Genomic DNA, 23,392 nt, shown 5'->3' on the forward strand with positions numbered 1-23,392 from the left:
TATTAACGCCAGTACTCTTTAATCCATGAGGTTGGCAGAACTTTACGGTACCACTTACCACTACGTCCTGCGATAGCATCATCTGGATGCGGCCGACCATGGAAAATAATAACCTTCGCACCTTCAGGAATACGCGGCTCTTGAAAAAAGCTTAACGGGAATGGACGCAAACAATGACGTTTGAAACTACGGCACCAGGTTGCTGGCCAATACTTTAGCTTGCCCTGACGCGCCACAAACTGAGTAATAAACTCTTGCTCATTACGGACATCTTTGCGCGAACCAATGGGGTCATTCTTTAAATGCTCTAGAGCATCAACATGAGCGCCGATATTAAAACGAAATACTGAGGTGTTGCCGGTTGCATCGGATTTATCCCATTCTTTAATCACCAAGAAGTCACCTTCCGGTTCAAAGAACTCATCCAGACTACCTACAATCACAATATCAAGATCCAAGAACAACGTAGGACCTTCTAAATCATAAAGAGGCTGCGCAAAACAAGTCAGCTTTAACCAACCGTGTCCAAAAGTCCATGGCTTACGCTGATCAAAATCCTCAAAGCCTACAGCTGGAATAGGCTTCACTTCTACTTCTTCGCGAATACCTTCGTTGTCATCGGTCAAACAAACAAATCGAAACGGCAGGCTAATATTACGGCTAACCATAGAATAAAGTGTGTTGACATAATCAGAGCCGTATTTGGTGCCCCATTTAATACAAATAATGTTTACCGGTTGCATAAGAATGTTATCCAATCAATAGAATGACTATGGTGACCATAATGCCAAATTTTGGGTGATCTGACTACGTTAAATATCGTAATGAGTGCAATGATAGCCAACTTAACCTATGTTTTACCTATGAGCACCTCAAATTTTAATTTACCGCCGCAACTCACCGACTGGCATCCTTATAAAAACAGCCAGATAACTGACCTTTGTCTCATTTTAGGTGACCAGTTAAATGCCAAGCATAGTTGGTTTCAGCAAGTGCAGTCGCAGCGATTGTTCGTTTTTATGGAATTGGCTCAAGAAGCTAATTATGTGACCCACCACCAGCAAAAAATCTTAGCTTTTTTTGCTGCTATGCGCAGCTTTGCCATGGCCCTGCACCAAGCGGGTCATCAGGTCCTTTATCTTAGCCTAGATGCTGCTGTTAATAGTGGCAATCTTACCGCCAACTTAGACCAATTAATCACACAGTTAGGTATTACTACAGTCCATCTGCAACAACCTGACGAATACCGTCTAGACCAACAATTGCAGCAATGGGCCACCGTTCAGCCCAGCGTATCGGTTACATGGTGCGATACCGAGCATTTTATCTGTGCTCGAGACGTGCTGCAGCAGTGGTTTGGTGATAAACCTAGTTATCTGATGGAAGCCTTTTATCGTCGCTTGCGCAAACAGACCGGCTATTTAGTAGATGAACACCAGCAGCCTTTTGGCGGGCAATGGAATTATGACAAAAGTAACCGCAACAAATTACCAGCTAAACATAAGATTCCCGCGCCCTTATTGTTCGCCAATGACACCAGCGAGCTCGCTGATATGTTGCAACGCATGGGGATTAAGACCATGGGGAGCGCCCAACCTGACAAGCTACTCTGGCCGGTAAACCGACAGCAATCATTGCAGTTACTTGATTACTTCCTTGAATATTTACTACCTAACTTTGGGCTCTATCAAGATGCTATGACGGAATCCTCTTGGGCCGTCTATCACGCCCGTTTATCTTTTTCTCTTAATACCAAAATGTTGTCACCTAAATTGGTGATTGAGCGCGCCATTGATTATTGGCAACAGCATCAAGAGCGTATTAGTCTGGCTCAAATTGAAGGCTTTGTGCGGCAAATCCTTGGTTGGCGAGAGTTTGTCCGTGCTATTTATTGGCAATTTATGCCGAACTACAAAGCGTTAAACTATTTTAAGCATCACCGCCCACTACCCGACTACTTTTGGACCGGCGATACAAAAATGCGATGTTTACAGCACAGCCTATCGCAATCCCTAGACTATGCCTACGCGCATCACATTCAACGGTTGATGGTGATTGGTAATTTTTCGTTGTTAACTGAGCTTGACCCCGATGCCGTAGACCATTGGTATTTGGGGGTCTATATTGACGCTATCGAATGGGTTGAACTACCTAATACTCGGGGGATGAGCCAATTTGCAGATGGTGGCATTGTGGCAAGCAAACCTTATGTAGCCAGCGGTAATTACATGAATAAAATGTCCAGCTACTGTAGCAACTGTCATTATCAGGTTAAGTTAAAATCTGGCGAAAAATCTTGTCCACTGAATAGCTTGTACTGGCATTTCATTGAACAAAAACAAGAGCATTTTGCGAGCAATCCGCGCATGAGTCTCGTTATCAAACAATGGCAACAGCGCGGTCCTAGCGAGCGGAATGACATCTTAGCAACAGCACAACGCTACCTCGAGCAACTAAATTCACTATAGGAGTTACACGATGAAAATTTGGTTTCGTACGTTATTGTTAGGCGTTGCCTTAACTGGCTTCGGTTTAACCGGCTGCAGTAGTACTCCATCCCCGGTGGCTCCAGTCATTGAAGATTTTGACCCGCAAGGATATCTGGGTACTTGGTATGAAATTATTCGCTTACCCCATAGTTTCGAGGAAGGTTTAGAGCAAGTGAGCGCTGAATACCGACAAAACGCTGATGGCAGCTTAGAGGTAACCAATCGCGGCTATCATACTGCAGATGGTGAATGGCAAACAGCCATTGGCCATGCTGAACCCGTTGCTCCAGCGATGTATAAAGTGACATTCTTCTGGCCTTTTGCCGGGGGATATTACATCAGCAGGTTAGATACCGATGCCGATGGCAATTATTTACACGCTGTCATCACCAGTGATAGCCATGACTATTTTTGGTTGCTATCGCGCCAACCCCAAGTACCTGATAACCTGATAGACGAGGTTCTTGAGCAAGCTGAAAGTTGGGGCTATAAAAAAAGCCGGATGATCTTGGTAGACCACCCGGCTGATTAATATAAATCTCTAACGTTTATTGTGGGCGACGGCTACGACGCTGTTCTGAGCCACGCTCACCACCACGCTCTGTACGAGCACCGCGAGCGCGCGGAGCGCCTTTGAATGGTGGGCGTTCGCCACGCGGACGATCACCACGCGGTGGCTTACTACGAGTAATAATCTCACCTGGTGCTAGTTCAATCGCCATTTGCTGCTGACGTACACGGGCACGTTGCAGAATGCGAACTACCGCAGTTGGCAAACCTTTTGGCAATTCAACCAAGCTGTGGCCTTCAAACAATTGAATTTGACCAATGTAGCGGCTGTCAATTTCACCTTCGTTAGCGATAGCACCAACGATATCTTGTGGACGAGCACCATGGTCTCGACCTACTTGAATACGGTAGGTATCAAACTCAATGTTCGCATCACGACGGTCACGTGGACCACGTTCTGGACGCTCGTTACGGTCACGACGCTCACGCGGGTTACGATCAGCTCGCTCCGCACGTTCCGCAAATTTCCGTGGTGCTGGGTCTTCAGCAACAAGTAGCGGACGTTGCTGGTTATGCTGTGCCAGTAACGCGGTAGCAATCTGCAGTGCCGTTAACTCAGTGTCAGCTTGCATTTTTTCTACAATAGCTGTCATTTCGTCAAGCTTACCTTGAGCTACCGTGTGCATGATTTGCTCTTGCAACTTAGTTTGACGGTGTAAGCTTAATTCTTGTGCATTTGGTACTTCAAAATACTCGATTGTACCGTTAGTTAAACGCTCGTAATGGCGTAACAAGTGGCGTTCTTTGGCACGATAGAACAAAATCGCCTCACCACTACGACCCGCTCGGCCAGTACGACCAATCCGGTGCACATAAGACTCAGTGTCACCCGGTAGATCGTAGTTCACCACATGGGTGATTTCTGGTACATCAAGACCACGTGCAACAACATCGGTTGCTACTAAGATTTCAATCCGGCCACTGCGTAATTGGCTTACAGTCTGCTCACGTTGAGCTTGGTTCAAGTCACCACTTAAAGGTGATGCTTTAAAGCCTGAAGCTTGCAGTTGCTCAGTTACTTCCATGGTATCTGAACGAGTCCGCACAAAGATCAGCACACGTTGATACTCTAAGGTTTCTAACAGGCGAGTTAATGCTTGCATCTTGCTCAAACCACGCACTTGCCAAGCACGTTGGCGAATGGTTGCTTTAGCTTTTTCTTGCGCAGCAATTTGAATGTTTAGCGGCTGCTCACCTGCTTCGTTAACTAAGAAGGTTTTAGCCAATTTACGAATCGCAGGTGGCATAGTTGCAGAGAACAAGGCACGTTGTGACGTGTTTGGTACTGCAGCCATAATAGTTTCGATATCTTCAATAAAGCCCATGTTTAACATTTCATCGGCTTCATCTAGCACTGCCAAACGCAGAGCTGATAAATTTAACACGCCTTTTTTCAGCAAGTCTAATAAGCGACCTGGAGTACCCACAACGACTTGGGCACCACCACGAAGGGCTTTAATTTGCGGACCGAATGCTGAACCACCGTAAACAGTAGCAACTTCAAGGCCACGAATTTGTTGGCCGAACTCAGCTACTGCTTCAGCTACTTGCATGGCTAATTCGCGAGTTGGTGCAACTACCAGCATTTGGGTAGCGCGAAGTTTAGCATCCACCAAACTTAAACCTGGCAAACCAAAAGCGGCTGTTTTACCCGTACCGGTTTGCGCTTCACCCAGCACATTAGCGCCAGCCATTAAGGCCGGAATAGCTTGGATTTGAATTGGGGTTGGAGTGGTAAAATTCATTTTTTCTAGCTGCTTAAGCACAGCAGCAGGCAGGGTCAAATCGGCGAACGATTGGCCAGTCATTACTTCAGACATATTTTTCTCACATATTCTGTAAAGCTTATTTAGGGGGGAAGATACGCCCGGCTACAGAACACGATGAACACTCTGGCAGGAATTAGGCGCTGTTTACCCCAGCGAATCAGGGGTAAAGCCGCTCCCATCAATAGCGGTAATGACCCTGAGGGCGTGGATTATACGCTAAATGTTAAAATAGGCAAGCAAAACTATCATTGCAGTATCAGCGTATAACCATGATACTCGTCATTCGTCTTAGTATTCTTATCTAAGACGTCGCCAACAAACTAGGAGGAGATATGGCTAATCATAATTCTCATCACAGCATGCGTTCGCTATTACAAACCAATGCTTATGTTGATGGACATTGGATTCCGCTGGAACAACGCTTTCAAGTGCTTAACCCTGCCACCGGCGAGGTGCTTGCTGACGTGGCGGATGGCGATGCGACGCTCACTGAACGTGCCATAGACGCTGCGCATAAAGCTCTCCCTAGCTGGCGTGCAAAAACCCCTAAGCAACGAGCTGAATTACTGCTGCGTTGGTATCAAGCCATGCTAGATAATAAGCAAGCTTTAGCTGAACTGATGAGTGCCGAACAAGGCAAGCCAATAGCTGAAGCTGCTGGAGAAATAGAATACGGCGCCAGCTTTGTAGCATGGTTTGCCGGTGAAGCTGAACGCAGTTACGGCGATGTGTTACCCACACAGAGTTCTGGCCAACGAGCTTGGATAATTAAACAAGGGGTTGGCGTGTGTGCTGCCATTACCCCATGGAATTTTCCAAACGCCATGATTACCCGTAAAGTTGCACCAGCTTTAGCCGCGGGCTGTACTATGGTAGTTAAGCCGCCACAATTAACGCCTCTATCTGCGCTGGCCTTGGCACAACTAGCAAGCGAAGTAGGAATTCCTGATGGCGTTTTGAATATTGTACCAAGCAGCCAAGCAAAAGAAGTAGGACAAGTTCTTACGAGCCATCCGTTAGTGCGCAAGCTTTCCTTCACTGGCTCGACCAACGTCGGTAAGCTACTTATGCAGCAAGCGGCCGAAAGCGTCAAAAAGGTATCATTAGAGCTTGGCGGAAATGCTCCCTTTATTGTGTTTGATGATGCTGATTTAGATCTTGCCGTAACTCAATTACTGGCTTGTAAATTTCGAAACGCCGGACAAACCTGTATTAGTGCTAACCGTGTGCTGGTGCAGGATGCTGTATTGCCCAAGTTCACTGAGAAATTACAGCAGGCTGTAAGCCAATTAAAAGTAGGCCCTGGCGACCAAGCTGACATCGATTATGGTCCTCTCATTAATCAAGCAGCGATAGATAAAGTACAAAAATTACTCAATGATGCTACTGCGGCCGGAGCAAAGCTACTTACCGGAGGCAAGGTATTGGACAACTTGGGGCCACTATTTTTTGCGCCCACGGTACTTAGCGGTGTGACGTCGATGATGGCCATTAGCCAAGAAGAAATTTTTGGCCCTGTCATTGCCATTCAATCTTTTACCGATGAAAATGAAGGCATTAGACTAGCTAATGACACACCATTTGGTCTCGCTGGGTATTTTTGTGCGAGTGATTATGCACGCATCATCCGCGTTAGTGAGCAACTTGAATGCGGCATGTTAGGGGTTAATGCAGGGGCGATTTCCCATGCCTATAATGCCTTTGGTGGTGTCAAAGAGTCGGGTATTGGGCGTGAAGGCTCGCGCTACGGCCTAGCCGAATATCAAGAGACCAAAACGATAACGTTAGGCGGTATTAAATGAATACTTCACAAAGTTCAGCTGAACCTGCGGCTACGAATCCATTTGCTGAAAAGCTAACTCGCTTGCGTGCGACCTACAACAGCGGCCTAACTCGGCCGCTAGCTTGGCGCCTGCAACAACTTAAACAATTAGACGCCATGCTTAGCGAGCACGAAGCTGAGTTGCTCCAAGCCCTACAAAAAGACTTGGGTAAATCTCACGCCGAAGGCTGGTTAACAGAGCTAGGTTTTCTCCATAGTGATATCCGCCACACGTGTAAGAACTTAGCCAAATGGATCAAACCAACCAAGGTGTCGCAACCGCTGTTAGCTTGGCCAGGGCGCAGCAAGCTGCAACCTGAGCCCTTGGGCGTGGTATTAATTATTGGTGCGTGGAATTACCCTTTGCAGTTGTTACTAAGCCCCTTAGTTGCAGCTCTTGCCGCCGGTAATTGTGCGTTAGTAAAGCCGTCAGAATTAGCGCCACAAACAGCTGCGTTATTAGAGCGTTTGCTTCTTGATTATTTGGCCGCCGATGCCATACAAATTGTCACCGGCGGAGCTGATACCGCCCAACATTTGTTGGCGCTACAGTGGGACCATATTTTTTATACGGGTGGTGGCCGCGTGGGCCGTATTGTGATGCGGGCCGCAGCAGAACATTTAACCCCTGTAACCTTAGAGCTCGGCGGAAAAAGCCCAGCGGTGGTCTTGGCTGATGCTGATTTAGCTGTAGCTGCTAAGCGTATCGCTTGGGGCAAATGGATTAACGCCGGACAGACCTGTATCGCACCTGATTATATTTTGGTCGACGAAACCGTCAAAGATGCTCTGGTCAAACATCTGATTGATGCTATTCAAGCCTTCTTTGGCGAAGCCATTGATCAAGCTGAAGATTATGGTCGGATAGTAAACAGTGAACATTGTCGCCGACTCGCTGGTTACCTAGAGCCAGTAGCAGCCAATATCCTTTTCGGCGGCGAAGTCGATGTTGCTGAACGTTATATTCAACCAACCTTGGTTGAAGTCACGGATGTCAACACGCCGTTGATGCAGGAAGAGATCTTTGGCCCTATTTTACCCATTATCGGCGTCAAAAATTTAGCTGAAGCTGAGCAGTTTATTCGCCAGCGCGACAAGCCATTAGCCCTTTATGGCTTCAGTAAATCAGCACGGCAGCTACAACACCTTACTGAACATACGCATGCCGGCAACCAGTGTAATAACGACACGCTTATGTTTATGCTTAATCCTGAGCTGCCATTTGGTGGTGTGGGACCAAGCGGTATGGGCCGTTATCATGGTAAATTTGGGTTCACTACTTTTAGTCATATGAAAGCAGTGATGACTCGACCATTTTGGTCAGATCCAAGTTTCAGATATCCGCCCTACACGTCGTTTAAACAAAAATTACTGCGCTGGCTATCCTAACTAGCGCAGCCGCCTCAACAGATAACACGAGTCCGTATGAAAGAGGTTTCTAGTGCACTCCAATAATATTATCCAGGTTACCGCTGAGAATTTTCAGCAAGTTATTTTACAAGGCTCGGAACAGAAATTGGTTATTGTCGATTTCTGGGCCGATTGGTGTGAGCCTTGCAAGCAACTGATGCCAATCCTTGAAAAACTTGCAGCCGAATATGCAAATCAAGTTATTTTGGCCAAAATTAATTGCGACGAGCAACAGCATCTAGCCGCACAATTTGGTATTCGTAGTTTGCCGACCGTAGCATTTTTCAAAGACGGCCAAGCCATCGACGGTTTTGCCGGTGTAGAGAGCGAAGCTGCTATTCGCAATCGTATTACCCAGCACATACCAAGTATTGACGACGAACTATTTGCCCAGGCCCAACAAGCTGTAGTCGAGCAGGATTATAGCCAAGCATTCACCTTAGCGAAGCAAGCGCTTGATCTGAATCCGAACAATATTGATGCTAAATTAATTGTTGCCGATGCGGCTTGTGAATTAGGTCGAATCGAGCACACCAAAGAGCTCTTGAGTCAAATTAAGTTAGCGGATCAAAATCACTATTACCAGAGCATTCAAGCGAAGTTACACCTAGCCGAGCAAGCAGCCGATTCGCCTGAACTACGCGAACTAGAGCAACAACTGCAGCAGCAACCTGACAACCATCAGCTTCGCTTAGAATTTGCTGCCAAGTTATTTGCCGCACAGCGTATTGAAGAAGCGTTAGACAATGTCTTTGCTGTGTTAATCGCTGATTTGCACTTCGCTAATGCTAAACAGCAAGCGTTAGATATGCTCAATAGCTTGCCTAATGGCGATCCTCTGGCTGCGCAATATCGCCGGCGTTTGTACAGTATGCTTTACTAACCCTTCAAATTATTGCCACCGATCAGTAGCGCTGCTGCTGGTCGGCTTGCTGCGGTTCCTCGCATCAGTTAGCATTAGTTGTTTAGCTATAATATAACAACGATAAGCAAAGGCGCTGAACTATGGCAACATCTCGCGAGCATTTCAGCTCAAAATTAGGTTTCATTTTAGCTGCGGCAGGATCTGCCGTCGGTATTGGTAATTTAGTCGGTTTTCCTGTTGCGGCGACCAAAAATGGTGGCGGCGCGTTTTTGATTATTTATGCCGCTTTTGTGGTCTTTATTTGTTTACCGCTAATGCTGGCCGAGATGGGCTTGGGGCGACGCGCTCAACATAGTCCCTATAAAGCCTACTCAGAATTAGGCGCAGGGTTAAAACGCTGGCGTTTGGCCGGCTGGCTGGCAACCATTACGCCCTTTATGATCGCTACTTTTTACATGGTTATCACGGTTTGGATTTTTGGCTACCTGTTTCAAAGCGTTACCGGCAATCTTGCCACTATTTCAGCTGATGGCTATTTCTCTGATTTTATCAAAAACTACAATTTCATCTGGTACCTCATTGCAGTTACCCTCGTTGTCAATGTGATACTCGTTGGGGGTGTTCGACAAGGCATTGAGCGCGCGTCTAAAATCCTAATGCCCGCACTCTTCATTATGCTACTGCTACTGGTTGGCTTTGTGCTTAGTTTGGATAATGCCGTGGCTGGGTTAAAATTCTATTTGGTTCCTGATTTCTCAAAAATCACGGGCAGTGTCATCAATGGCGCGTTGGCCCAAGCATTCTTCTCACTATCGCTGGGGATGGGCATTCTAATCACGTACGGCTCTTATTTCCGTCGCAGTGACGACATAGTCACGTCCGGTAAATTGGTTGCTTTAACTGACACCGCCGTGGCTTTTACCGCAGGCCTAATGACCTTGCCGGCAATTTTCGCGATTTATCCAGAGACCAACCCTGAGTCACTCAGCGAGTCATCGGTCAGTATGATTTTTTCGTTTTTCCCTAAAATCTTCCTGGAACTATCTGCATCAATTGGTTACGTTGCCGCTAGCATTGCTGCCAGCGTCTTCTTTTTATTAGCCTTTGTGGCGGCAATCACCTCATTAGTCTCTATTATTGAAGTGCCAACCTCGTCACTTATGGAGAAGCGGCAGATGAGTCGTAAGCGCGCGCTAGCTATTATGGCTTCCTTAATGACTTTGCTGACTGTAATTGCGGCTACATCCTTCGGTCTGATTCCCATCTTTACTGAATTTACCTCTTATGCTGGCAGCAGCAAATCTGTGTTTGATGTTATTTATGACGTCTTTTATGACACCATTTTACCTCTAAACGGCCTGCTCCTATGCCTCTTTGTCCGTTATCGTTGGCGTCGTAGTCAGCTCACAGCTGAGTTAAGTGAAGGTAATTCTGACTATACAAACTCGTGGTTTGCCCGTTATATTAACTTCTCAATAGGAACCTTTATTCCAGTTATTTTAGCTTTGGTTTTTGCTAACACTGTACTAACTAAGTTCTTTGGAATGTCATTAGTCTAAGAAGCAACTTAGCAACTGATTGAGCGACTCATGCTGAAGAAGTATTTAAAAGCGATAAAAACTGCCCAGGTGCGGGCAGTTTTTTTATTTGATGGTCCCACACACTGGCTGCAAGCTCATCGTCGGGCGGCACTTTCCCATATCAAAGATATCGTTCATATTTCTGATAAACATGACGACGCTAGCGCCATGCATAGATATCGTGACTATCTTGGCAACACCCATCATTTCTTGTTAATAGATTTCACGACCACTATTCATGCTGATGCGCTAGCAGCATTGATAGGCACACTCAGTGGCGGCGGGGTTGCTTTTGTTCTACTTCCACCGCAAGACAGTCCCTTTCGGCAACGCTTAATCAACACCAGTCACAAGTTTCACCACGTCAGCGTGATGCATCCAAACACAAGCTTTCGGCAACTTTTAACTGAGCAGCTTTCGCATTCACTAGAGCCCACCCCACCGCTTGCTTTTCCCACCCGCGAGCAGCAACTTATCGTGCAGCAAATGGTGGATCTGCCCGGCACCTGTCATCTACTCATGGCGGACCGTGGTCGCGGTAAAAGCACCACTTTAGGCTTAGCGGCCCAAGCTTGGATACGCAGTTATCGGGGGCGCGAATTAGTTGTCACTGGGCCAAAACCCAACTCAGTAGCAACCCTGTTAAAGCACGCCGCTGACTCAGTCCGATTTGTTGCCTGGGATAGATTGTTGAGCGAGTACCCCAATCAAAGTGTACGCCTTATTATTGATGAAGCAGCAGCTATCCCAATTCATATACTCAAGCAGCTTAGCGAGCGCTTTACCGTGTGGGCTATTGCGACCACAGTAGAGGGTTATGAAGGGTGTGGGCGCGGCTTTGCTGTTCGTTTTGTAGACTGGTTACAAGTGCGCAAGATGTGTAAACAACACCAGTTATCTACCCCTGTGCGCTGGGCCCCAGCCGATACCTGCGAACCTTGGCTCAACGAAGCTCTGTTACTCAGAAACCAACCCAGTAGTGAGTTCATCAAGGTACTAACCAGCAGCCAAGTAGAGATTGAGGCTATTAACGCCCGCCAATTAACTGAACACCAACTGAGCGAAGTCATCAGCCTGTTGCTAGAAGCTCACTATCAAAGTAGTCCTAACGATTTAAAACTCTTGCTTGATGACGCCCAACAACACCTGTTAGTGGCGCGTGTTCAAGGACACATCGTCGGCGTTGTTTGGTACAGTGAAGAAGGTCCACTGCCAGCCAAATTGCAACTAGATATTCAAACCGGACGGCGCCGTCTTCACGGGAATATTTTGCCTCAAGCTGTAGCTTTCTACTTACAGCAAGGAGAGTGTTTGGATTGGCGTTGGTGGCGGGTTACTAGAATTGCCGTAGTAAAGGCCTATCGACGGCAGCGAATCGGACGTCAATTGTTAGATAAGCTGCAGGATATGGCGCAACAAGCCGGCATCGATGCATTAGGTTCAAGCTTTGGCGCTAGCCCTAAAGTGTTAGATTTTTGGCGTAGTAGCCCGTTTGAGTTAATCCGTTTAGGGCGCAAGCTAAATATGGCCAGTGGCTATCCTAATGCCTTGGTAGCAACTGGATTAACTCCTGCGGCCGCGTTATTTATTGCTCAACTGCATGCGTTTAGTAACGCTGAACTCGAATGGCGGCAGGGTCGTCCTGTAACCATCAACAGCTCTATTTATCGTATTGCAAGAGATATTCTAACGGGGTTTGCTTTTGGTAACTTACCCTTTACCGAAGCGCAGTTTTCGTGGAGTGTTTGTGATATCAAATATTCAATGAAAGCAGCCGGCTTAACCCTACCAGGTCAAATTCTGAAAGCCCACGAAGATTTGGCTAAATTAACCCAGAAGTACGGCTACAGCAGCCAACAAACCATGCAAAATCAATTGCGCTCGTTAGCTCGAGAATATCTAGAACTTTCTCGCTAATTTTACGTACTCAAGCTTCAAGCAGATGCTGTTTTTGTAAAAGTATGCTATCTTTTTCCCTTTGTATTCACCCACTGGATAAGGGTTATTTTCATGTCTAGAGTTCTAATTATTGGTGCCGGCGGTGTTGCCGGTGTGGTAGTAAAAAAATGCGCAATGCTGCCAGAGTATTTTTCTGAAATTCACTTGGCCAGCCGCACCCTGTCAAAATGTGAAACCCTTCAACAAGAAGCGGGTAAAGACCGTGTCGTTGGTGTTTACCAAGTTGACGCTGACAATGCCGATAACGTCGCTGCTCTTATCCGCCAAGTTGAGCCAAGCTTGGTTATTAACGTAGCCTTACCTTATCAAGACCTTCCAATCATGGATGCATGCTTAGAAACAGGCGTTCATTATTTGGATACGGCTAATTATGAGCCTAAAGACGAAGCCAAATTTGAGTACTCTTGGCAGTGGGCTTACCAAGATAAGTTCAAAGAAAAAGGTATTATGGCGTTGCTCGGCGCTGGCTTTGATCCAGGCGTAACTAACGTCTTTACTGCCTATGCAGCTAAACACTACTTTGACGAAATTCATTACCTAGACATCGTTGACTGTAACGGCGGTGACCACGGTCAAGCTTTTGCTACCAACTTTAACCCTGAGATTAATATCCGTGAAATTACTCAGCGTGGTAAGTTCTGGGAAAATGGTGAATGGCACGAAACAGATCCAATTAGCGTCCGTGAAGATTTAGATTATCCAAACGTAGGCGTACGTCCATCTTATCTACTCTTCCATGAAGAGTTAGAGTCTTTGGTTAAGCACTTCCCAACGTTGAAACGGGCGCGCTTCTGGATGACTTTTGGTGACCAATATCTAACTCATTTACGAGTCTTAGAAAATGTTGGCATGACCTCAATTCAACCGATTGAGTTCCAAGGTCAAAAAATCGTACCACTTGAATTCTTAAAAGCTGTATTACCTAACCCTGGTTCACTGGCCGAAGGCTACACTGGCTTAACTTGTATCGGCACCTACGTAACCGGTATTAAAGATGGTCAAGAAAAAACTATTTTTATCTACAACAACTGCGACCACGCAGCTTGTAATGCTGAAGTTGGTGCTCAAGCAGTATCTTATACCACTGGGGTACCAGCAATGATTGCCGCATCTATGATGCTGCAAGGTCACTGGCTGAAGCCAGGCGTTTGGAACATGGAACAATTTGATCCTGACGAATTTATGAACCGCCTCAACCAGTACGGTTTACCGTGGCAAGTGGTTGAATGCGAATCACCTTTTAAGCGCTAAGACTATGTCGAATCCATACTTAGATAATGCTATTCCATCGCCTTGTTACGTTTGTGACGAGGCGTTGTTAGTACGTAACTTAGAATTAATGCAACGAGTGCAGCAAGAAAGTGGCGCCCATATTATTTTGGCCTTAAAGGGCTTCTCTATGTGGAGCACCTTTCCAGTAGTGCGTAATTATTTACGTGGTTGCACCGCCAGTTCAGTCTGGGAAGCACGCTTAGCGTCCGAAGAGTTCGGACGCGAGGTGCATGCCTATGCTCCGGCTTACAAACCAGCTGATATTGATGCATTGTTGCCTCTGGTTCATCACATCTCCTTTAACAGCTTAAGTCAGTGGCAGCGCTATAAAGAGCAAACACTTGCTGCAGGCGTCTCTGCTGGCTTGCGCATCAACCCAGAACATCAAGAAGCCGAAACCGAACTTTATGATCCGAGCGCTCCAGGCTCGCGCTTAGGGATTCGTTTATGTGATCTTGAAGGTGCGGATTTAAGTGGTATTGAAGGGCTACACGTACATAACTTATGCGAATGTGATTCTTTTGCATTAGAGCGAACGCTTACCGCTGTAGAAAGCAAGTTTGGTCACTTACTGCATCAGATGAAGTGGCTTAATTTAGGTGGTGGTCACTTGATGACTCGTGCTGGGTACGACGTCGAGCATTTAATTAAGCAGTTAAAACGGTTACAAGAAACCTATAAGCTTCAGGTTATTCTTGAGCCCGGTTCTGCCGTAGCTTGGCGTACGGGTCCACTCGTAGCTGAAGTGGTAGATATCGTTGAGAATGACGGGCAAATCGCTATTCTTGATATTTCTGCAACAGCTCACATGCCAGATGTGCTAGAAATGCCTTATCGCCCCATGGTTACCGGAGCTGACGAAGCAGGTAAATTAGCTTATACCTACAAACTAGGTGGCAATTCATGCCTTGCTGGCGATGTTATCGGTGCTTATAGCTTTGCTGAACCATTGCAGCCTGGCGACCGCCTCATTTTTGAAGATATGATGCATTACACCATGGTTAAAACAACTTTCTTTAATGGTGTCGAGCATCCAAGCATAGGCATTCTTCGTAGCAATGGTGAGTTTGAACTCATTAGAAAATTCACCTACGAAGATTTTCGAGACAAGCTTTCTTAAATCCAGTCAAAAACAGCGTCTTCAAGACGCTGTCTTTTTATCTGCCACCAAGTTCTTATAGTCGCTACAACACACTAATTAGTTTTAGCGTAATATGATAAACCTTGAAGCACTAACTCAGTTCTGAGTTCGCCTCGACGCTTTAAATCAGCCGGTAGCAATGGAGTTGAGCCTCCGCTAAACAACACACGAAAATCAAACCAATCAAGCTCAGTCTCAGAAACCGCTAGCGCCTGTCTAATCACCCCAACAAAAGCATTCACACAGCCATTAGCTAAACACTCAGGCGTCGAGCGGCCCACTTGCTGCGCCTTTCCCCAATCGGTATCAGCATCCGAGAACACTTTGGGGGCACGCGCTGTTACCGCCTGCTTCATTAAATCTACACCTGGTACAATCCAGCCACCAAGGTGCTTACCTTCAGCATTCAACCAATCTACGGTGATCGCTGTTCCAGCATCAATAATTAAGGTCGCCTTAGGAACCTCATTATAAGCTCCAATCAAAGCTAACCAACGATCGACGCCAAGGTGCTGAGGCGTCTCATAAGCGTTTTCCACTCCAAACGCTGTCTGTTCAGACTGAATGGTGGTGATGGGTGCTGCAAATTGTGATAGCCAAGCTTCCACTTGTTGCGCCCGCTCAGTACCACTCACTTCAGCCAACCAAATCCCTTTTAATGAATGCTCTATTTGCTGTTTAGGTAAATCACTATAACTTACATTAAATAAAGGTTCTAAATGCCCTTCTGCGTCCATTAGTGCCGTTTTTACACGGGTATTACCCGCATCTACTAATAACTTAAATTCCATATCTTAAACTCACTTCACCTGCGTGATAACGCTCTAATTTGCCTTCGCGTTTAAGTAATAAAGCACCATTTTCATCAATGCCCTCCGCGATACCCACAATCTCTTTGTCACCCATAATAATTTTTACCGGTTGCATAGCTAACCGATCGTATTTATGCCAGCGTTTTAAAAATGGGGAGAGTCCTGTTTGTTCGTATTCTTTAATAGTCTTATGACAGCATGCCACCAACTTCGCAGCCCACATGTTTCGATTTATCGGCTTGTTTAAAAGTCGCTGAACATCAGTCCAAGGTTGTTCTACTTCATTTAAGAACCAATCAGGTGTTTGGAGATTAATACCAATACCCACTATCGCATGTGCTGGGCCAACTGCTTGGCCTTCCAGATCAATAAGAATTCCGGCGATCTTTCTACCACCTACTAAGACGTCATTTGGCCACTTTAATTCAACACCATAAATCCCTTCTTGCTCAAACAACTGCGCAAGCGCAGCGCCAAGAGCAATACTTAAGCCCATAGCCGCCGCCATGCCCTGTTCTAAGCGCCAATACATACTCATGTAGAGATTACTTCCAAAGGGCGATAACCACGCCTTGCCGCGGCGCCCACGCCCCTGTGTCTGTGCTTCTGCAAGAACCGTGGCACCACTTTCAATCACACCGGTAAGCCGGTCTTTAAGTAGGTCATTAGTGGAACTAACGACACGCTCTAAGTGAACCACTGGAGCAGCCGCACCTGATCCTTTTGCTAACGCGCGATTAATAGCGTCTAGATCAAGCAGCTGAAGCGGTTTCGCTAAACGATAACCTTTGCCAGTAACACGAAAAACGTCTAAGCCGAATTTTGCTAGTTCTTTCATATACTGGCTAACCGCTGTGCGACTAACGCCTAACTCTTCACCCAAGACTTCGCCAGAGTGAAAGTTACCATCAGCTAAAATCTCGATGACACGTGCAATATTCTGAGTTTTTTTTCTCATATGCTAACTAATGCTCCGTTCGCATAAATACGAACTTCCGCCTCCAATTCCACTTTAAAGGTCGTAACTACAGCTGATTTGATTGTTCTTGCTAACTCAATAAGATCAGTACCCGTTGCTTGATTAGTATTAACCAGCACTAGAGCCTGCCGGTCATGGACACTGACGCCACCAATACCTCGTCCCTTCCAGCCCAAATGGTCGATCATCCAACCCGCTGCAACTTTATAACGATCTGCGGCTATTGGATAACAAGGAATGCCAGGAAACTTGTCTCTCAACCACTCCATCTGCTGTAAGTCCACTTCAGGATTCTTAAAGAAACTACCAGCGTTAGGCTGTTGTGCTGGGTCGGGAAGCTTAAGTTGACGCACAGCAACTACTTTTTGAAAGATTTGTTGAGCCGATGCCTCACAACCTAACTCGCGTAGCTCGCCATAGTCCACCATCGCCTGCCACTGTTTGGGCAACTTAAAAGTGACCGAAAGAATCACCCAATGATTCGGTTCTTGCTTAAATATACTCTCTCTATAAGCAAATAAACAGTCTGACTTAGTTAAGTGCGTCACGACTTTAGTATAACGATCCCACACTTCGACAGACTCGATAAAATCGGCTACTTCGCGACCATAGGCCCCTATATTTTGCACCGGTGCTGCGCCTACGGTACCTGGAATCAAGGCCAGGTTTTCAAACCCATAGATTCCCTTAGCTAAAGTAGCTTCTACCAAGCTATGCCAATGAGTGCCTGCTGCAGCCTTAATTATCCACGCATCATCTTGTTCAGTATATTCAACACCAGACAATTCAACCTTAACTAGGGTGCCCGCAAAATCGCCACAAAAAACCGTATTGCTACCAGCACCCAGCACGAGATAGTCATCTAGGCTTGCTAGCTCCGCTATTTGCTCACGGTTCTTTAGAATATAACAACAGCTCCCAATCGCCTTTAGGCGAAAGGTGTGTAGCTGTTGTAACTGAATTTGTTCTATTTTATTCATCATAAACGGAATTATACGGCAAATAGATTAGAGTCGATAATGGTTATTGGATTTTAGCTATTGGATTTTAGCTATTGGATATTAGCTATTGGATATTAGCTGTTGGCTATTAGCTGTTGGCTGTTGGCTGTTAGCTATTGGCTGTTGGCTGTTGGCTGTTGATTGGCGTTCAACAATTGATGAGTTGTGATTGCGAACGCACAACGAAAAAACCCCTAGCATAGCTGCTAGGGGTTGTTCGTATTTGGTGCCTGGCGGTGACCTACTCTCGCATAGGGAGACCCTACACTACCATCGGCGCGGAAGCGTTTCACTTCTGAGTTCGGAATGGATCAGGTGGTTCCACTTCGCTATTGCCGCCAGGCGTAAACTTGTACAATATGAATTCGCTGATTGTCGTGCCGTAATGCACCACTCTAATTGAGCCTAGTAGAAGCTCGAACTTATGTCTTGGCTACAGCCCTAAACACCTTCGGTGTTGTATGGTTAAGCCTCACGGGCAATTAGTACGGGTTAGCTCAACGCATTACTACGCTTCCACACCCCGCCTATCAACGTTGTAGTCTCCAACGACCCTTTAGGACAATGACATGTCAGTGAGAGCTTATCTTGAGGCTCGCTTCCCGCTTAGATGCTTTCAGCGGTTATCGATTCCGAACGTAGCTACCGGGCAGTGCCATTGGCATGACAACCCGAACACCAGCGGTTCGTTCACTCCGGTCCTCTCGTACTAGGAGCAACCCCTCTCAACTCTCAAACGCCCACGGCAGATAGGGACCGAACTGTCTCACGACGTTCTAAACCCAGCTCGCGTACCACTTTAAATGGCGAACAGCCATACCCTTGGGACCGACTACAGCCCCAGGATGTGATGAGCCGACATCGAGGTGCCAAACACCGCCGTCGATATGAACTCTTGGGCGGTATCAGCCTGTTATCCCCGGAGTACCTTTTATCCGTTGAGCGATGGCCCTTCCATTCAGAACCACCGGATCACTATGACCTGCTTTCGCACCTGCTCGACGTGTCTGTCTCGCAGTTAAGCTGGCTTGTGCCATTACACTAACCGTACGATGTCCGACCGTACTTAGCCAACCTTCGTGCTCCTCCGTTACTCTTTGGGAGGAGACCGCCCCAGTCAAACTACCCACCAGGCACTGTCCTCACCCCAGATAATGGGGCTAAGTTAGAACATCAAACATACAAGGGTGGTATTTCAAGGATGGCTCCACGTCAACTAGCGCCAACGCTTCATAGCCTCCCACCTATCCTACACATGGAGGTTCAATGTTCAGTGCCAAGCTGTAGTAAAGGTTCACGGGGTCTTTCCGTCTAGCCGCGGGTACACCGCATCTTCACGGCGATTTCAATTTCACTGAGTCTCGGGTGGAGACAGCGTGGCCATGGTTACACCATTCGTGCAGGTCGGAACTTACCCGACAAGGAATTTCGCTACCTTAGGACCGTTATAGTTACGGCCGCCGTTTACCGGGGCTTCGATCAAGAGCTTCGCTTACGCTAACCCCATCAATTAACCTTCCGGCACCGGGCAGGTGTCACACCCTATACGTCATCTTTCGATTTTGCAGAGTGCTGTGTTTTTAATAAACAGTCCCAGCCACCTGGTCACTGCGGCCAGCTCCGGCTCCGTCCGTGTGGACTTCACCAGCTCTGGCGTACCTTCTCCCGAAGTTACGGTACTATTTTGCCTAGTTCCTTCACCCGAGTTCTCTCAAGCGCCTTAGTATTCTCTACCTGACCACCTGTGTCGGTTTGGGGTACGGTCAACATGAACCTGAAGCTTAGAGGCTTTTCCTGGAAGCATGGCATCAACAACTTCGCATCCGTAGATGCTCGTCTCGTATCTCAGTCTTAGCGGTCCGGATTTTCCTAAACCACCAACCTACATACTTTCACCGGGATAACCAACACCCGGCTTGCCTAGCCTTCTCCGTCCCCCCATCGCAGTTCATGTCGGTACGGGAATATTAACCCGTTTCCCATCGACTACGCCTTTCGGCCTCGCCTTAGGGGCCGACTTACCCTACCCTGATTAACATGGGATAGGAAACCTTGGTCTTCCGGCGTGGGGGTTTTTCACCCCCATTATCGTTACTCATGTCAGCATTCGCACTTCTGATACCTCCAGCATGCTTCTCAACACACCTTCAACGGCTTACAGAACGCTCCCCTACCCAGCAAACAAGTTTGCTGCCGCAGCTTCGGTGCATGGCTTAGCCCCGTTACATCTTCCGCGCAGGCCGACTCGACTAGTGAGCTATTACGCTTTCTTTAAAGGATGGCTGCTTCTAAGCCAACCTCCTAGCTGTCTAAGCCTTCCCACATCGTTTCCCACTTAGCCATGACTTGGGGACCTTAGCTGGCGGTCTGGGTTGTTTCCCTCTTCACGACGGACGTTAGCACCCGCCGTGTGTCTCCCGGATAGTACTCACTGGTATTCGGAGTTTGCATGGGGTTGGTAAGTCGGGATGACCCCCTAGCCCAAACAGTGCTCTACCCCCAGTGGTATTCGTCCGAGGCGCTACCTAAATAGCTTTCGGGGAGAACCAGCTATCTCCGGGCTTGATTAGCCTTTCACTCCGAGCCACAGGTCATCTCCTAATTTTTCAACATTAGTGAGTTCGGTCCTCCAATTGATGTTACTCAATCTTCAACCTGCCCATGGCTAGATCGCCCGGTTTCGGGTCTATACCTTGCAACTAGACGCCCAGTTAAGACTCGGTTTCCCTACGGCTCCCCTATTCGGTTAACCTTGCTACAAAATATAAGTCGCTGACCCATTATACAAAAGGTACGCAGTCACACCACGAAGGTGCTCCTACTGCTTGTACGTAGACGGTTTCAGGTTCTATTTCACTCCCCTCGCCGGGGTTCTTTTCGCCTTTCCCTCACGGTACTGGTTCACTATCGGTCAGTTGGGAGTATTTAGCCTTGGAGGATGGTCCCCCCATATTCAGTCAAGATAACACGTGTCCCGACCTACTCGTTTTCACCTTCATGCTTCCTTCGTGTACGGGACTATCACCCTGTATCGTTGAGCTTTCCAACTTATTCCACTAGAACCATGATTGCTTAAGGGCTAATTCCCGTTCGCTCGCCGCTACTAGGGAAATCTCGGTTGATTTCTTTTCCTCCGGGTACTTAGATGTTTCAGTTCTCCGGGTTCGCTTCTTACACCTATGGATTCAGTGCAAGATAGTGTGCATGCACACTGGGTTTCCCCATTCGGAAATCCATGACTCAAGCGGCTCTTACTGCCTCATCATGGCTTATCGCAAGTTAGTACGTCCTTCATCGCCTCCAACTGCCTAGGCATCCACCGTCTACGCTTAGTCACTTAACCATACAACCCGAAAATGTTTATTCGAGCTCTATGGGCTGTTTCTTTGCTGTACACAAGTTCGATACGCCTCTACCATTTTTGGATTCAAGTAGAGTGGCATTTCATTACTTTATTACAATCAGCTTGTTCATATTGTTAAAGAGCGGTGTAACATCAAGTTACTGATAAAGATTCTCGCAAGAATGTTTATCGCTAACTTTGGATAGAAACGTGATTCGTTAGTCGTGATTCGTGCGCTGCGCTGTTCGTACGCTTCGCTGTTCGATAACTAAGAAATGGTGGAGCCAAGCGGGATCGAACCGCTGACCTCCTGCGTGCAAGGCAGGCGCTCTCCCAGCTGAGCTATGGCCCCGTGTCGTTGTTCGTGCGCTACGCTATTCGTACGCGGCGCTGTTCGTTATTCGTGAAAACAACCAACCAAACCAACAAACCGATAAGACTAACTTCAAGGTTAGGCAAGGCGGGAAGGCACGAAGCATACATCAGTATGTGAGTGGCTTTCCAACGCAGCATAACCGCAGAAGTGGTGGGTCTGAGTAGACTTGAACTACCGACCTCACCCTTATCAGGGGTGCGCTCTAACCAGCTGAGCTACAGACCCAGTTTCTATCCGTTACATCTACCAAACCAGGCAATCTGTGTGAGCACTTAACTTCTTCAAGGCTTTTTCATAAGGAGGTGATCCAGCCGCAGGTTCCCCTACGGCTACCTTGTTACGACTTCACCCCAGTCATGAACCACACCGTGGTAAACGCCCTCCCGAAGGTTAAGCTATCTACTTCTGGTGCAGCCCACTCCCATGGTGTGACGGGCGGTGTGTACAAGGCCCGGGAACGTATTCACCGTGGCATTCTGATCCACGATTACTAGCGATTCCGACTTCACGGAGTCGAGTTGCAGACTCCGATCCGGACTACGACGCGCTTTTTGAGATCCGCTTACTATCGCTAGCTTGCTTCCCATTGTACGCGCCATTGTAGCACGTGTGTAGCCCATCCCGTAAGGGCCATGATGACTTGACGTCGTCCCCACCTTCCTCCGGTTTATCACCGGCAGTCTCCACAGAGTTCCCACCATTACGTGCTGGCAACTGAGGATAAGGGTTGCGCTCGTTGCGGGACTTAACCCAACATCTCACAACACGAGCTGACGACAGCCATGCAGCACCTGTCTCAGTGTTCCCGAAGGCACTCTTCTATCTCTAGATGATTCACTGGATGTCAAGGGATGGTAAGGTTCTTCGCGTTGCATCGAATTAAACCACATGCTCCACCGCTTGTGCGGGCCCCCGTCAATTCATTTGAGTTTTAACCTTGCGGCCGTACTCCCCAGGCGGTCAACTTAGTGCGTTAGCTGCGTTACTCACATCGTTTATGACACGAACAACTAGTTGACATCGTTTACGGCGTGGACTACCAGGGTATCTAATCCTGTTTGCTCCCCACGCTTTCGTACCTCAGCGTCAGTTTCTGACCAGGTGGCCGCCTTCGCCACCGGTATTCCTTCCAATATCTACGCATTTCACCGCTACACTGGAAATTCTACCACCCTCTTCAGAACTCGAGCCTGCCAGTTCAAAATGCCATTCCCAGGTTGAGCCCGGGGATTTCACATCTTGCTTAACAAGCCGCCTACGTACGCTTTACGCCCAGTAATTCCGATTAACGCTTGCACCCTCCGTATTACCGCGGCTGCTGGCACGGAGTTAGCCGGTGCTTCTTCTGTGGCTAACGTCAATCTTGTAGAGTATTAATCTACAAGCCTTCCTCACCACTGAAAGTGCTTTACAACCCGAAGGCCTTCTTCACACACGCGGCATGGCTGCATCAGGGTTTCCCCCATTGTGCAATATTCCCCACTGCTGCCTCCCGTAGGAGTCTGGGCCGTGTCTCAGTCCCAGTGTGGCTGATCATCCTCTCAGAACAGCTAGAGATCGTCGCCTTGGTGGGCCTTTACCCCACCAACTAGCTAATCTCACTTGGGCCTATCTCTAGGTGCAAGGTCCGAAGATCCCCTGCTTTGGTCCGTAGACATTATGCGGTATTAGCCACAGTTTCCCGTGGTTATCCCCCTCCTAAAGGCAAGTTCCCAAGCATTACTCACCCGTCCGCCGCTCGCCGGCAGAGTAGCAAGCTACTCCCCGCTGCCGCTCGACTTGCATGTGTTAGGCCTGCCGCCAGCGTTCAATCTGAGCCATGATCAAACTCTTCAATTTAAAGTGTTTAATCGACCCATTGAATCAATGACTTAATAAAATCTAATTTGTTAAGCACTTTTCCAATCAGTCAGGTGGTCCGTCTCTTGTTAAAGAGAGCATGACCTTTGTTGCATCCGAAGATGCTTCTCTGCCTGAATCCGGTAAGTGCCCACACAGTTTGCT

General features: G+C 47.4%; 14 protein-coding genes, 2 tRNA genes and 3 rRNA genes. 9 read left to right on the top strand and 10 right to left on the bottom strand.

The window, feature by feature from the left end; all coding sequences use genetic code 11:
• Positions 1 to 2: 2 nt before the first annotated feature.
• Positions 3 to 743 carry a glycosyltransferase gene (locus AB8S08_RS09000; protein ID WP_110076407.1) on the bottom strand — a complete coding sequence of 247 codons (741 nt, stop codon included), beginning with the start codon at positions 741 to 743 and terminating at the stop codon, positions 3 to 5.
• Positions 744 to 833: 90 nt separating this feature from the next.
• Here AB8S08_RS09000 and AB8S08_RS09005 point away from each other — a divergent pair, with 90 nt between their 5' ends.
• Together AB8S08_RS09005 and AB8S08_RS09010 are read left to right on the top strand one after the other, a co-directional pair.
• On the top strand, positions 834 to 2,468 hold the full coding sequence (locus AB8S08_RS09005; RefSeq protein WP_369742552.1) for a cryptochrome/photolyase family protein: 1,635 nt from the start codon (positions 834 to 836) through the stop codon (positions 2,466 to 2,468).
• Between the two features lie 10 nt (positions 2,469 to 2,478).
• On the top strand, positions 2,479 to 3,021 hold the full coding sequence (locus tag AB8S08_RS09010) for a lipocalin family protein (protein ID WP_313933085.1): 543 nt from the start codon (positions 2,479 to 2,481) through the stop codon (positions 3,019 to 3,021).
• A 16-nt stretch (positions 3,022 to 3,037) separates the two neighbouring features.
• On the opposite strand, the gene AB8S08_RS09015 is transcribed toward AB8S08_RS09010, so the two are convergent.
• Positions 3,038 to 4,879: a DEAD/DEAH box helicase gene (locus AB8S08_RS09015; protein WP_110076409.1), complete on the bottom strand. Its 1,842-nt coding sequence runs from the start codon at positions 4,877 to 4,879 to the stop codon at positions 3,038 to 3,040.
• A gap of 281 nt (positions 4,880 to 5,160) precedes the next feature.
• On the opposite strand from AB8S08_RS09015, the gene AB8S08_RS09020 reads away from it, so the two are divergent.
• The 7 genes from AB8S08_RS09020 to nspC all read left to right on the top strand — a co-directional run bounded on the left by AB8S08_RS09020 (position 5,161) and on the right by nspC (position 14,856).
• Entirely contained in the window at positions 5,161 to 6,630 is a 1,470-nt protein-coding gene (locus tag AB8S08_RS09020; protein WP_369742553.1) for an NAD-dependent succinate-semialdehyde dehydrogenase, read from the top strand.
• The gene (locus AB8S08_RS09025) at positions 6,627 to 8,039 is read left to right on the top strand and encodes an aldehyde dehydrogenase family protein (RefSeq protein WP_369742554.1); all 1,413 of its coding nucleotides are present in this window, start codon (positions 6,627 to 6,629) and stop codon (positions 8,037 to 8,039) included. Before AB8S08_RS09020 ends, AB8S08_RS09025 begins: the two co-directional genes overlap by 4 nt.
• Before the next feature lie 52 nt (positions 8,040 to 8,091).
• A complete protein-coding gene (trxA, locus tag AB8S08_RS09030; protein ID WP_369742555.1) occupies positions 8,092 to 8,943 on the top strand; it encodes a thioredoxin in 852 nt (283 codons plus the stop codon).
• Between the two features lie 122 nt (positions 8,944 to 9,065).
• Entirely contained in the window at positions 9,066 to 10,484 is a 1,419-nt protein-coding gene (locus tag AB8S08_RS09035; RefSeq protein ID WP_369742556.1) for a sodium-dependent transporter, read from the top strand.
• A 30-nt stretch (positions 10,485 to 10,514) separates the two neighbouring features.
• Entirely contained in the window at positions 10,515 to 12,422 is a 1,908-nt protein-coding gene (locus AB8S08_RS09040; protein ID WP_369742557.1) for a GNAT family N-acetyltransferase, read from the top strand.
• Between the two features lie 93 nt (positions 12,423 to 12,515).
• A complete protein-coding gene (locus AB8S08_RS09045; protein WP_110076414.1) occupies positions 12,516 to 13,715 on the top strand; it encodes a saccharopine dehydrogenase family protein in 1,200 nt (399 codons plus the stop codon).
• Between the two features lie 4 nt (positions 13,716 to 13,719).
• Entirely contained in the window at positions 13,720 to 14,856 is a 1,137-nt protein-coding gene (gene nspC / locus AB8S08_RS09050; RefSeq protein WP_110076415.1) for a carboxynorspermidine decarboxylase, read from the top strand.
• A 74-nt stretch (positions 14,857 to 14,930) separates the two neighbouring features.
• Here nspC and AB8S08_RS09055 read toward each other — a convergent pair whose 3' ends face one another.
• The 8 genes from AB8S08_RS09055 to AB8S08_RS09090 form a co-directional block, all read right to left on the bottom strand.
• A complete protein-coding gene (locus AB8S08_RS09055; RefSeq protein ID WP_110076416.1) occupies positions 14,931 to 15,668 on the bottom strand; it encodes a type III pantothenate kinase in 738 nt (245 codons plus the stop codon).
• A complete protein-coding gene (birA, locus tag AB8S08_RS09060; protein WP_369742558.1) occupies positions 15,658 to 16,647 on the bottom strand; it encodes a bifunctional biotin--[acetyl-CoA-carboxylase] ligase/biotin operon repressor BirA in 990 nt (329 codons plus the stop codon). The genes AB8S08_RS09055 and birA overlap by 11 nt, the downstream gene beginning before the upstream one ends.
• Positions 16,644 to 17,651 (bottom strand): UDP-N-acetylmuramate dehydrogenase, encoded by a 1,008-nt coding sequence (murB, locus tag AB8S08_RS09065; protein WP_110076418.1) that lies wholly within the window; start codon positions 17,649 to 17,651, stop codon positions 16,644 to 16,646. The genes birA and murB overlap by 4 nt, the downstream gene beginning before the upstream one ends.
• A 246-nt stretch (positions 17,652 to 17,897) precedes the next feature.
• Positions 17,898 to 18,012 (bottom strand): 5S ribosomal RNA (gene rrf, locus AB8S08_RS09070).
• A gap of 118 nt (positions 18,013 to 18,130) precedes the next feature.
• Positions 18,131 to 21,012: ribosomal RNA gene (locus tag AB8S08_RS09075) — 23S ribosomal RNA — on the bottom strand.
• Positions 21,013 to 21,288: 276 nt separating this feature from the next.
• A tRNA-Ala gene (locus AB8S08_RS09080) sits at positions 21,289 to 21,364 on the bottom strand.
• A gap of 172 nt (positions 21,365 to 21,536) precedes the next feature.
• Positions 21,537 to 21,613 (bottom strand) — tRNA-Ile (locus tag AB8S08_RS09085).
• 70 nt (positions 21,614 to 21,683) lie between these two features.
• Positions 21,684 to 23,227 (bottom strand): 16S ribosomal RNA (locus tag AB8S08_RS09090).
• The 16S, 23S and 5S rRNA genes sit together here with 2 tRNA genes alongside, the layout of an rRNA operon.
• Between the last annotated feature and the right edge of the window lie 165 nt (positions 23,228 to 23,392).

Source organism: Pseudidiomarina sp. PP-1MA (assembly GCF_041200125.1).
In the GTDB taxonomy this organism is placed as follows: Bacteria; Pseudomonadota; Gammaproteobacteria; order Enterobacterales; family Alteromonadaceae; genus Pseudidiomarina; species Pseudidiomarina fusca.

What these genes read in the sequence shown, in the direction of transcription:
- AB8S08_RS09000 (WP_110076407.1), bottom strand. Translation starts at nt 743, where the DNA reads ATGCAACCGGTAAACATTATTTGTATTAAATGGGGCACCAAATACGGC.
- AB8S08_RS09005 (WP_369742552.1), top strand. Translation starts at nt 834, where the DNA reads ATGATAGCCAACTTAACCTATGTTTTACCTATGAGCACCTCAAATTTT.
- AB8S08_RS09010 (WP_313933085.1), top strand. Translation starts at nt 2,479, where the DNA reads ATGAAAATTTGGTTTCGTACGTTATTGTTAGGCGTTGCCTTAACTGGC.
- AB8S08_RS09015 (WP_110076409.1), bottom strand. Translation starts at nt 4,879, where the DNA reads ATGTCTGAAGTAATGACTGGCCAATCGTTCGCCGATTTGACCCTGCCT.
- AB8S08_RS09020 (WP_369742553.1), top strand. Translation starts at nt 5,161, where the DNA reads ATGGCTAATCATAATTCTCATCACAGCATGCGTTCGCTATTACAAACC.
- AB8S08_RS09025 (WP_369742554.1), top strand. Translation starts at nt 6,627, where the DNA reads ATGAATACTTCACAAAGTTCAGCTGAACCTGCGGCTACGAATCCATTT.
- AB8S08_RS09035 (WP_369742556.1), top strand. Translation starts at nt 9,066, where the DNA reads ATGGCAACATCTCGCGAGCATTTCAGCTCAAAATTAGGTTTCATTTTA.
- AB8S08_RS09040 (WP_369742557.1), top strand. Translation starts at nt 10,515, where the DNA reads ATGCTGAAGAAGTATTTAAAAGCGATAAAAACTGCCCAGGTGCGGGCA.
- AB8S08_RS09045 (WP_110076414.1), top strand. Translation starts at nt 12,516, where the DNA reads ATGTCTAGAGTTCTAATTATTGGTGCCGGCGGTGTTGCCGGTGTGGTA.
- nspC (WP_110076415.1), top strand. Translation starts at nt 13,720, where the DNA reads ATGTCGAATCCATACTTAGATAATGCTATTCCATCGCCTTGTTACGTT.
- AB8S08_RS09055 (WP_110076416.1), bottom strand. Translation starts at nt 15,668, where the DNA reads ATGGAATTTAAGTTATTAGTAGATGCGGGTAATACCCGTGTAAAAACG.
- birA (WP_369742558.1), bottom strand. Translation starts at nt 16,647, where the DNA reads ATGAGAAAAAAAACTCAGAATATTGCACGTGTCATCGAGATTTTAGCT.
- murB (WP_110076418.1), bottom strand. Translation starts at nt 17,651, where the DNA reads ATGATGAATAAAATAGAACAAATTCAGTTACAACAGCTACACACCTTT.